This window comes from Streptomyces sp. URMC 124 (assembly GCF_051386455.1).
GTDB lineage: Bacteria > Actinomycetota > Actinomycetes > Streptomycetales > Streptomycetaceae > Streptomyces.
This window is the reverse complement of the sequence record NZ_JBPQTS010000204.1, coordinates 1-10,561: the sequence shown is the minus strand read 5'-3', so window position 1 is coordinate 10,561 and position 10,561 is coordinate 1. Positions and strand designations below refer to the sequence as shown.

Sequence of the window (10,561 nt, the reverse complement as noted above, 5' to 3'; positions counted from 1 at the left end):
CCCCGGCACAGGCCCCCGCCCCGGCCGAGGCCCCGGGCGGCGCGGCATCCGCCGAACCGCCGCGCTACGACTGGAAGCAGGCCGAGGACCAGCTGTCCGACGTCATCCCCCCGCGCTTCGTCGAGTCCTCGGACCCGGAGGACCCGGAGGACAAGGAGGACCCGGAGCGGGCGCCGGCCCGGCAGCCGCGGCCGCTGGCCGCCGACGGCGAGGACGACCCGGCCGGCGTCAGCGCGTGGGACGTCGAGAGCGCGGACCTCTCCCTCGCCGACGTCGGCGGTATGGAGCAGGTCAAGGAGCGCCTCCAGGCCGCCTTCCTGGCCCCCATGCACAACCCCGAACTCCGCAGGCTCTACGGCAAGAGCCTGCGCGGCGGACTGCTGATGTACGGGCCGCCCGGCTGCGGCAAGACGTACATCGCCCGTGCCGTCGCCGGTGAGCTGGGCGCCCGCTTCATGTCGGTCAGCATCACCGACGTCCTCGACATGTGGATCGGCAACTCCGAGCGCAATCTGCGCGAGCTCTTCGAGACGGCCCGCCGCAACGCCCCCTGCGTCGTCTTCCTCGACGAACTGGACGCGCTGGGCGCCAAGCGCAGCCAGCTCCGCCACTCCGGCCTGCGCACCACGGTCAACCAGCTGCTGACCGAGCTGGACGGCGTGGACGCCCAGGCCAACGAGGGCCTGTTCGTGCTCGCCGCCACCAACCACCCGTGGGACGTCGACCCCGCCCTGCGCCGCCCCGGCCGCCTCGACCGCACCATCCTGGTGCTGCCGCCGGACGAGGCGGCCCGCGAGTCGATCCTGCGCCACCACCTCAAGGACCGCCCGGTGGCCCGCATCGACCTGCGCAAGCTGGTCAAGCGCACCGACGGCTTCTCCGGAGCCGACCTGCGCCACCTGTGCGAGAGCGCGGCCGAGCGCGCCCTGATGGACTCGGTCCGCACCGGCCAGGCCCGCATGATCGAGACGGACGACCTGCTCGCGGCCCTCACCCAGCTCCGGCCGTCGACCGGCCCCTGGTTCAACTCCGCGCGCAGCGTCGCCCAGTTCGCCAACGAGGGCGGGCAGTACGACGAGCTGCTCGCGTATCTCAAGAAGAAGAGGATGCTCTGAGCGTGAGCGACACCCCCTACGGCGGCGGGCACCCGAACGTGGCCCGCGCCGAGGCGCTGCTGAGCGTCGGCCGGACCCAGGACGCCTGTGACCTCCTCACTTCGCACACGAAGGAGGTCTCCCACAAGGACCCCGACGTCTACGCCCTGCTCGCCTGCTGCTTCTACCGGATGCGGAAGTGGCCCGCGTCCCTGGTCATGGCGGAGTCCGCCCTCAGCCTCAACCCGTCCCACACCGACGGCCACATCTACCGCAGTGAGGCGCTGTGGCGCCTCGGCCGTGCGGGCGAGGCCGTCACCGCGGCCCGCGAGGCGATACGGATCTCGCCGCACCACCAGACGCCCTACCAGTCGCTGTCGGCGGCGCTGCGCGCGACGGGCGACCTCGACGGGGCGCTGGCGGCCGCGAACGAGTCCGTGCGCGTCTGCCCGGAGTCCGTGAACGCGCACTTCGCCCGGTACGCCGTCCTGATCGACATGGGGGACAAGGCCGGTGCGCAGCAGACGATGCGCGACGTCCTGAGCTTCGCCCCCGAGGACGCCGACGCGCGCGCCGTGCTCGCCGGGCTCAAGGACGAGAGCCGTGAGCTCAGGCTGCCGGAGCTGGCCAAGGAGTACACCGCCGCGCTGGGGGCCGACCCCACGAACGCGTACGTCACCGCGAAGCTGGAGGACGTCGCCCTGCGTCTGGTGCGCCGCACCCGCTGGGTCGCCCTGATCTGCCTCCTGTACGCCGCGATCACCTCCCGGGCCTTCCCGACCGGTGACGACCCGACCTCCCTGCCCGCGCCGCTCGGCGCCCGCATGTGGTTCTTCTTCCTGATGTGCGTGGGCTGGGGGCTGTGCGTCTGGCGCACGTACTTCAAGCTCCCGGAGGGCGCCCAGATCACCTTGCTGTCGGTGATCCGGCGCGCCTTCGCCGCGAAGCTGGCCGTGGCGCACTCGCTGTGGGGCACGCTCTGCGCGGTGCTGCTGGTGACCGTGCCGTGGACGGACCGCGGCTACGAGCAGGCGCTCGTGTGGATCGGCGGTGTGCCCGTGGTGCTCGCCATGTGGTGGGGCAACGCTCGGCGCCGCAACGAGCGCGAGGAGGCCGAGAAGGCGAAGCAGAAGCGGCTGAAGAGCGCCCGCGAGAGGGAATCGGAGGCCGCCCGGTAACATCCGGACGGTACGAGCCGACGACGCGTGAGGAGCCCACCGGTGGCGGGAGAACCGCAGGCCGACTGCCTGTTCTGCAAGATCGTCCAGGGGGAGGTGCCGGCGACGGTCGTCAAGGAGACGGAGACCACCGTCGCCTTCCGCGACATCAACCCCCAGGCGCCCGTGCACGTCCTGGTCATCCCCAAGGCGCACTACCCGGACGCGGCCTCCCTCGCCGCGGCCGAGCCGGCCGTCGCCGCCGACGTGCTGAAGACCGCCGGCGAGGTGGCCCTGCAGGAGAACGGGGACAAGGGCTTCCGCATCGTCTTCAACACCGGTGCCGGCGCCGGCCAGACCGTCTTCCACGCGCACGCCCACGTCCTGGGCGGCCGCGGCTTCAACTGGCCCCCCGGGTAGGAAGCGTCCCTTGTCCGTACGTGAACTCGTCGTCCTGGGCACCGCCAGCCAGGTGCCCACGCGGCACCGCAACCACAACGGCTACGTCCTGCTCTGGGACGGCACGGGCCTGCTCTTCGACCCCGGTGAGGGCACGCAGCGGCAGATGCTGCGCGCCGGGGTGGCCGCGCACGACCTGAACCGGCTGTGCGTCACCCACTTCCACGGCGACCACTCCCTCGGCCTCGCCGGAGTGATCCAGCGCATCAACCTGGATCAGGTGCCGCACCCCGTCACCGCGCACTACCCGCGCAGCGGCAAGCGCTTCTTCGAGCGCCTGCGGTACGCCACCGCCTACCGCGAGACGGTGCGGCTGGCCGAGGAGCCGGTTTCGGGTGCGGGCGGCGTGCTGGCCGAGGAGCCCTCGTACCGCCTGGAGGCCCGCAAGCTCTCGCACCCGGTCGAGTCCTACGGCTACCGCCTGGTCGAGCCCGACGGGCGGCGCATGCTGCCCGAGCGGCTCGCCGCGCACGGCATCGGCGGGCCGGACGTGGGCCGGCTGCAGCGCGAGGGGTCGGTCGGCGGGGTCACCCTGGACGAGGTGAGCGAGGTGCGGCGCGGTCAGCGCTTCGCGTTCGTGATGGACACCCGGCTGTGCGACGGGGTCCACGAGCTCGCCGAGGGCTGCGACATGCTCGTCATCGAGTCGACGTTCACCGACGAGGACGCGGCCCTCGCCGCCGACCACGGCCACCTGACAGCAGGTCAGGCGGGCTTGGTCGCCGCGACCGCGGGCGTCCGGCACCTGGTCCTGACGCACTTCTCGCAGCGCTACGACGACCCGGAGGTCTTCGCGCACCAGGCCCGGGCGGCGGGCTTCGAGGGCGAACTCACGGTCGCCCGGGACCTCATGCGCATCCCTGTGCCGAAGCGGCGTTAGGGAACGGCCGCACGGCCGCACGGCCGCACGGCCGCACGGCCGCACGGCCTTACGGCAGGAAGTACATCGGGTTCGGCAGCTTGTACGTGTGCTGGGCGTAGCCGCCCTGCAGGTCGCTGTACTGGTCGCCGAAGTTGGCGACGATGCGGTAGCCCTGGGACTCGATGTGCTTGCGCGTGCCCGACTTGTACTCGACGGTGGTGCACTTGGCGCCGCACGAGAGGTACGCCGGCGGCGTCTTCTTGTTCTTCAGGTAGAAGTGCGCGGTGTCGGCGACGGGCTTGTAGCCGGCGTTCTTGAGGTTACGCGCGCTCCAGGCGCGCTGGTGCTCGTCGCGGCCGGTGACGTAGAAGACCGTGATGCCCTTGGACTGCGCCCAGTTGACCAGCTGCGGCATGCCGAAGACCGGGTCCATGTCGGTGGACTTCAGGTACGCGTCCTGGGACTCGGGCGTGAAGTGGAAGCCCACCCGGAGCTCGTAGTTGTAGGTGAGCAGGGTGGTGTCGTCCAGGTCGAGGACGATGGCGGGCTTGGCGCCGCCGTTCTTGCCCGCCTGGTTCCTGACGACCTTCTCCAGCTGCGCCTTCGCCTTCTTCTCGATGTCGGCGACCTGCTTGGCGTAGTTGCTGTCCCGCGAGGCGTAGTGCTGGCCGTTCTTGTCGACGGTGTCGCCGTAGTAGGCCTTGATCTTGTCCGTCACCTTGGTGAGGTTCGGGATCTCCTTGTCCGTGCGCGGAGCGGAGTGCTCCGCGCTGGCGGCGCCGGCCGTGTAGAGGCCGGCGCCGACGGCAAGCGCGGCGCCGGCCGCGGCGATGCGGGCGCGCTTGGACGCAAGGCTGAGCTGCACGTGTGTACTCCTGAGTAGCAAGGTCGGTGCAGCGCGAAGCTAAAGCCTTGGCGGGTGCAGGTCAAGGACTGTCTACGCGGGTAGGCGGGTGATGTCCCCTCCGTTACGCCGAACGGCCCCGCGGCCGGCCCGCTCCAGGATCCGGGCCGCGACGGCGGGCGAGTCGACCAGCGGGTGCAGGGCGAGGGCGCGCAGCGCCGCGTCGCGGTCCTCGTGCACCGCGGCCGAGATCGCCGCCCGCTCGACCGCCTTGAGCTGGAGCATCAGCCCCAGCTGGTCCTCGCGCAGCGGCGCGCACGGCAAGGGGCGGGCGCCCTGGGCGTCCACGGTGCACACCGTCTCGATGATGGCCCCGGGGTCCAGCCCGGGGACGGTCGTGCCGTTGGGGACGTTGAGGATCAGGCGCGCGGGCTCGTCCCGGGCGACGGCCCGCATCAGGGCGAGCGCCACCTTGTCGTAGCCGCCGCCGTCCAGGTCGCAGGTGTCCCGCTGCCAGCCGCCGCTGGCCGCCCGGCTCTCGGCCATGTAGGTGGACTCGCGCTGCAGCCGGGTGCGCTCCCACAGTTCGTACGAGCGCTCGGGCGCGGCGGCCGCCTCGGTGAAGAAGCCGCTCTGCTGCTGGTCGAGGAACTGGCCCCGGGTCTCGGGGGACTCCAGCACCGAACGCAGGGTCTCGCGGCGGAAGTAGTAGTAGTGCAGGTATTCGTTCGGCAGGGATCCCAGGGCGCGCAGCCAGTCCGCGCCGAAGAGCTTGCCCTCCTCGAAGGAGGCGAGGGCCTCGTCGTCCGCGAGCAGGCGCGGCAGCAGGTCCTCGCCGTCGACGCTCAGCGATCTCAGCCAGCCCAGGTGATTGAGCCCCACGTAGTCGAACGTCACCCGTTCCGGGTCGGCTCCGGCGGCCCGCGCCGCCCGCCGCACCAGACCCACGGGCGAATCGCAGATGCCGATGACGCGCCGCCCCAGGACGGCGGACATCGCCTCCGTCACCATGCCCGCGGGATTGGTGAAGTTGATGACCCACGCGCCGGGGGCGACCGCAGCCACCCGCTCCGCGATCTGCAGGGCCACCAGCACCGTGCGCAGCCCGTACAGGACCCCGCCCGCGCCGACGGTCTCCTGCCCCAACACCCCTTCGCTCAGGGGGATCCGCTCGTCCAGCACGCGGCCGGCCGTGCCGCCCACGCGAATGGCCGAGAACACGAAGTCGGTGCCGTGCAGCGCGTCGTCCAGGCTGTGCGCGATGCGCACGGAGGGAGCGCCGGGCACCCCGTCGGCCTGCGCCGCCAGCACCGAAGCGATCACTCTCATGCGCATGGAATCGGTGTCGTAGAGCACGAGTTCCGTACAGCGGCCCGGGGTGTCGCGCCGCGCGTCGTCCAGGAGGGCCCGGTGCACCAGAGGCACCCGGAACCCGCCACCGCCGAGAATCGTCAGCCTCATATTCCGGAAGGTACCTCAGCATCGGGCACACTGTCCGGATCCGCACCCCGTGAGAGGAGCAGCGAGCGCGTATGACGACCTCTTCGCCCCACTCGACGCCCCGGCAGCAGGACATCCGGAACGGGCACTGCCCGGGCGAGCGCACCGAGGGATTCGAGTTCCAGGGGGCGGCTGCCGTCCTCGACCCGCTGGCCGAGGTCCGCTCGGCGGACGACCCGCCCACCGACGTGTACCTGACCGGAACGGTCTTCCTCGACATCATCTTCACGGGCCTGGACTCGGCCCCCGTGCGCGGCACCGAGTCCTGGGCGCGGGGCATGGGGTCGAGCCCCGGCGGCATCGCCAACATGGCCACCGCCCTGGCCCGGCTCGGCCTGCGCACCTCCCTGGCCGCGGCCTTCGGGGACGACATGTACGGCGAGTACTGCTGGGAGGCCCTCGCGCAAGGGGAGGGGATCGATCTCGGCCTGTCCCGCACGGTGGCCGGCTGGCACTCGCCGGTGACCGTCTCGATGGCCTACGAGGGCGAGCGGACGATGGTCTCGCACGGCCACGAGGCGCCGCCGCACGGTGACGGAGGGGTCCCCGCGCCCGAGTGCCCGCCGTCCTCGCGGGCCTGCGTGGCCCTGCTCGTGCCCGGCCGCGAGGAGGAGTGGATCGCCCGGGCGGCGGCCCGCGGCAGCAGGGTCTTCGCGGACGTCGGCTGGGACGAGACGGGCCGCTGGGACCCCGCCGACCTGGCGGGCCTGGAGCACTGCGAGGCCTTCCTGCCCAACGCCGAGGAGGCCATGCGCTACACCCGCACCGACTGCCCGCGGGCCGCCGCCCGCGCGCTCGCCGAGAAGGTGCCGGTCGCCGTCGTCACGATGGGGGAGAAGGGCGCCTTCGCCGTCGACAGCCGCACCGGCGAGAGCGCGGAGGTCCCCGCCATCGCCGTCGAGGCGCTCGACCCCACCGGCGCCGGCGACGTCTTCGTCGCGGGCTTCGTCACGGGCACCCTGGCCGGCTGGCCGCTCGCCGACCGGCTCGCCTTCGCCGGGCTGACGGCCGCCCTGTCCGTACAGGAATTCGGAGGGTCGCTGTCGGCCCCCGGGTGGGTCGAGATCGCCGCCTGGTGGAAGCACGTGCGCTCCTACGACGACCAGAGCCCGGCCGTCCGCCGCCGCTACGCCTTCCTCGACGGCCTGCTGCCCGCGGCCGCCCGGCCCTGGCCGCTGCGGCGGGCGGTGCCCACGCTCGGTTTCCGCAGGCCGTAGGCCTCCGGGAGGCGGTCGGCAGGAAAACCTCTCAGGCCCCCGGGCCTGCCGTCGTACCCTGGTATTCCAAGGTCCTCCGGCCACCGGCCGGACGCAGGAGTGCAGAAAAGAGGCGATGAGCAGGCCATCGGGCCGGCCCATGACGCAGACACCCACACGACCGCAGGCGACGGCGAGGTTCACGGTCCCGGCCAAGCACCCCATGGTGACGGTCCTGGGCTCCGGCGACTCCCTCCTGCGGGTCATCGAGAAAGCGTTCCCGGCGACGGACATCCACGTACGGGGCAATGAGGTAAGCGCCACCGGGGAGCCGCGCGAAGTCGCCCTCGTACAGCGCCTGTTCGACGAGATGATGCTGGTGCTCCGCACGGGTGCGCCGATGACGGAGGACGCGGTGGAACGCTCGATCGCCATGCTCAGGAACGAGGAGCAGGGGGCCGAGACCCCCGCCGAGGTCCTCACCCAGAACATCCTCTCCAGCCGCGGCCGTACCATCCGGCCCAAGACGCTCAACCAGAAGCGCTATGTCGACGCGATCGACAAGCACACCGTCGTCTTCGGCATCGGCCCCGCCGGCACCGGCAAGACCTACCTGGCCATGGCCAAGGCCGTGCAGGCCCTGCAGTCCAAGCAGGTCAACCGGATCATCCTGACCCGGCCGGCCGTCGAGGCGGGCGAGCGGCTCGGCTTCCTGCCCGGCACGCTCTACGAGAAGATCGACCCCTACCTGCGCCCGCTCTACGACGCGCTGCACGACATGCTCGACCCCGACTCCATCCCGCGCCTGATGGCCGCCGGGACGATCGAGGTCGCGCCGCTCGCGTACATGCGCGGCCGCACCCTCAACGACGCCTTCATCATCCTGGACGAGGCCCAGAACACCAGCCCCGAGCAGATGAAGATGTTCCTCACCCGGCTCGGCTTCGACTCCAAGATCGTCATCACGGGCGACATCACCCAGATCGACCTCCCCGGCGGTACGAAGAGCGGACTGCGCCAGGTCCAGGAGATCCTCGAGGGCGTCGACGACGTCCACTTCGCCAGGCTCACCAGCAACGACGTCGTCCGGCACAAGCTCGTCGGCCGTATTGTCGACGCGTACGAGCAGTACGACAGCCGAAACGAAAGCACCCCCCGGTAAAAACACGATGGCTATCGACGTCAACAACGAATCCGGCACGGACATCGACGAGCAGGCGATCCTCGACATCGCCCGCTACGCCCTCGCCCGGATGCGCATCCACCCGCTCTCCGAACTCTCGGTCATCGTTGTCGACGCCGAAGCCATGGAGCAGCTCCACATCCAGTGGATGGACCTGCCCGGGCCCACCGACGTGATGTCCTTCCCGATGGACGAGCTCCGTCCCCCGGCCAAGGACGACGAGGAGCCCCCGCAGGGCCTCCTCGGCGACATCGTGCTGTGCCCGGAGGTCGCGAAGAAGCAGGGCGAGGACGCGCCCACCGGGCACTCCATGGACGAGGAGCTGCAGCTGCTCACCGTCCACGGCGTCCTCCACCTCCTCGGCTACGACCACGAGGAGCCCGACGAGAAGGCCGAGATGTTCGGCCTCCAGGCCGCCATCGTCGACGGCTGGCGGGCCGAGCGCGGGATCGAGGGGCCCTCCCCGGCGCCCACGATCACGTGAACGGGCAGCTGATCGCGGTCGCGGTCCTGCTCCTCGTCATCGCCTGGCTCGCCGCCTGCGCCGAGGCCGGCCTCGCGCGGACCACCCGGTTCCGCGCCGAGGAGGCCGTGCGGTCCGGGCGGCGCGGCAGCGCCAAGCTGATGGCCGTCGCCGCCGACCCCACCCGCTACCTGAACGTGGCCCTGCTCGTCCGCGTCGCCTGCGAGATGGCGGCCGGCGTGCTGGTCACCTACGTGTGCCTCCAGGGCTTCGAGAAGACCTGGCAGGCGCTGACCGTCGCCATCGCCGTCATGGTCCTCGTCTCCTACGTGGCCGTCGGCGTCTCCCCGCGCACCATCGGGCGCCAGCACCCGCTGGGCACCGCCACCGCGGCCGCCCACGTCCTGCTGCCGCTCGCCCGGATCATGGGCCCCGTGCCGCAGCTGCTGATCCTCATCGGCAACGCCCTCACCCCCGGCAAGGGCTTCCGCAAGGGCCCCTTCGCCTCCGAGGCCGAGCTGCGGGCGATGGTCGACCTCGCGGAGCAGGAGTCCCTCATCGAGGACGAGGAGCGCCGCATGGTGCACTCCGTCTTCGAACTCGGCGACACCCTCGTGCGCGAGGTGATGGTGCCGCGCACCGACCTCGTCGTCATCGAGCGCGGCAAGACCATCCGCCAGGCCCTCACCCTCGCCCTGCGCTCCGGGTTCTCCCGCATCCCGGTCACCGGGGAGAGCGAGGACGACATCGTGGGCGTGGTCTACCTCAAGGACCTCGTCCGCAAGACCCACATCAGCCGTGACGCGGAGAGCGAGCTGGTGTCGACGGCGATGCGGCCCGCGGTCTTCGTCCCCGACACGAAGAACGCCGGCGACCTGCTGCGGGAGATGCAGCAGCAGCGCAACCACTGCGCCGTCGCCATCGACGAGTACGGCGGCACCGCCGGCATCGTCACCATCGAGGACATCCTCGAAGAGATCGTCGGCGAGATCACCGACGAGTACGACCGCGAGCTGCCGCCCGTCGAAGACCTCGGCGACGACCGCTACCGCGTCACCGCCCGCCTCGACCTCGGCGACCTCGGCGAGCTCTACGGCCTCGACGAGCTCGACGACGAGGACGTCGAGACGGTCGGCGGCCTCCTCGCCAAGTCGCTCGGCCGCGTACCGATCGCCGGCGCGGTGGCCGAGGTCGACCTCGCCGACTACGGCCTGGGCGAACCCGGAGGCGGCGTCCGCGCCCTCCGCCTCACCGCGGAAGCGGCCGCGGGCCGCCGGAACCGCATCGTGACGGTGCTGGTAGAGCCGGTTCGCTAGGGCGCTGTGCCCCGCGGGGTACGCACGGGTTCCGCCGGACCGGCCGTTCCGCCGGACTCACGCCGTGGAGGCGCCTCGCCGTTGCGGCCTCTTCCTTCCGCCGCAACGGCGGGGTGCCACGGCGTGGCTGACGGGCGGTGCCGTGCGCCGTGGTTCGGTGGCCGGGGGTGCCCTGCCCCTTTCTTTCCGCCGCAGTGGCGAGGTGCCACGGCGTGGTTGTCCGGCGGTGCCTTCCGGGCCGTGCCGGGGATTCTGCCGGGCCCGGTCGGCGGTGGTGCTTCGCCGTTGTGGCGGGAGGAGAGTGTCGGCCGCGGTGGTGAGGTGCCACGCTGTGGCTGACGGGCGGTGCCGTGCGCCGTGGTTCGGTGGCCGGGGGCGCCCGTGCCCCTTTCTTTCCGCCGCAGCGGTGGGGTGCCACGGCGTGGTTGTCCGGCGGTGCCTTCCGGGCCGTGCCGGGGATTCTGCCGGGCCCGGTCGGCGGTGGTGC

At 71.8% G+C, this 10,561-nt stretch carries 10 protein-coding genes; 8 read left to right on the top strand and 2 right to left on the bottom strand.

The genetic code is table 11. The annotated features are described in order from the left end of the window. The 4 genes from ACSNOG_RS29730 to ACSNOG_RS29715 all read left to right on the top strand — a co-directional run. Positions 1 to 1,115: ATP-binding protein (locus ACSNOG_RS29730; protein ID WP_436755802.1), on the top strand; the 1,115-nt coding region annotated here is incomplete at its 5' end. A 2-nt stretch (positions 1,116 to 1,117) separates the two neighbouring features. After that, positions 1,118 to 2,272, top strand: coding sequence for a tetratricopeptide repeat protein (locus tag ACSNOG_RS29725; protein ID WP_436755801.1), 1,155 nt, complete (start codon positions 1,118 to 1,120; stop codon positions 2,270 to 2,272). A gap of 42 nt (positions 2,273 to 2,314) precedes the next feature. Further along, entirely contained in the window at positions 2,315 to 2,671 is a 357-nt protein-coding gene (locus ACSNOG_RS29720; protein WP_436755800.1) for a histidine triad nucleotide-binding protein, read from the top strand. 10 nt (positions 2,672 to 2,681) lie between these two features. Further along, positions 2,682 to 3,590, top strand: a complete 909-nt coding sequence (locus ACSNOG_RS29715; protein WP_436755799.1) for a ribonuclease Z — start codon at positions 2,682 to 2,684, stop codon at positions 3,588 to 3,590. Positions 3,591 to 3,639: 49 nt separating this feature from the next. Here the strand turns inward: ACSNOG_RS29715 and ACSNOG_RS29710 are convergent, their stop codons facing one another. Together ACSNOG_RS29710 and ACSNOG_RS29705 are read right to left on the bottom strand one after the other, a co-directional pair. After that, complete coding sequence (locus tag ACSNOG_RS29710; protein ID WP_436755798.1) at positions 3,640 to 4,437, bottom strand: HAD family acid phosphatase; 798 nt, start codon at positions 4,435 to 4,437, stop codon at positions 3,640 to 3,642. Positions 4,438 to 4,509: 72 nt separating this feature from the next. Further along, positions 4,510 to 5,877 (bottom strand): 6-phospho-beta-glucosidase, encoded by a 1,368-nt coding sequence (locus ACSNOG_RS29705; protein ID WP_436755797.1) that lies wholly within the window; start codon positions 5,875 to 5,877, stop codon positions 4,510 to 4,512. A gap of 71 nt (positions 5,878 to 5,948) precedes the next feature. Here ACSNOG_RS29705 and ACSNOG_RS29700 point away from each other — a divergent pair, with 71 nt between their 5' ends. From ACSNOG_RS29700 to ACSNOG_RS29685, 4 genes are all read left to right on the top strand, one after another. Then, on the top strand, positions 5,949 to 7,133 hold the full coding sequence (locus tag ACSNOG_RS29700; RefSeq protein ID WP_436755796.1) for a carbohydrate kinase family protein: 1,185 nt from the start codon (positions 5,949 to 5,951) through the stop codon (positions 7,131 to 7,133). A 139-nt stretch (positions 7,134 to 7,272) separates the two neighbouring features. Further along, positions 7,273 to 8,274, top strand: a complete 1,002-nt coding sequence (locus ACSNOG_RS29695) for a PhoH family protein (protein WP_436755795.1) — start codon at positions 7,273 to 7,275, stop codon at positions 8,272 to 8,274. A gap of 7 nt (positions 8,275 to 8,281) precedes the next feature. Beyond that, positions 8,282 to 8,779, top strand: a complete 498-nt coding sequence (ybeY, locus tag ACSNOG_RS29690; protein WP_436755794.1) for an rRNA maturation RNase YbeY — start codon at positions 8,282 to 8,284, stop codon at positions 8,777 to 8,779. Next, positions 8,776 to 10,074, top strand: coding sequence for a hemolysin family protein (locus ACSNOG_RS29685; protein ID WP_436755793.1), 1,299 nt, complete (start codon positions 8,776 to 8,778; stop codon positions 10,072 to 10,074). The genes ybeY and ACSNOG_RS29685 overlap by 4 nt, the downstream gene beginning before the upstream one ends. Positions 10,075 to 10,561 lie beyond the last annotated feature (487 nt).

Excerpts from the sequence above, each read along its gene's own strand:
- ACSNOG_RS29705 (WP_436755797.1), bottom strand. The coding sequence starts at position 5,877 with ATGAGGCTGACGATTCTCGGCGGTGGCGGGTTCCGGGTGCCTCTGGTG.
- ACSNOG_RS29700 (WP_436755796.1), top strand. The coding sequence starts at position 5,949 with ATGACGACCTCTTCGCCCCACTCGACGCCCCGGCAGCAGGACATCCGG.
- ACSNOG_RS29695 (WP_436755795.1), top strand. The coding sequence starts at position 7,273 with ATGACGCAGACACCCACACGACCGCAGGCGACGGCGAGGTTCACGGTC.
- ybeY (WP_436755794.1), top strand. The coding sequence starts at position 8,282 with ATGGCTATCGACGTCAACAACGAATCCGGCACGGACATCGACGAGCAG.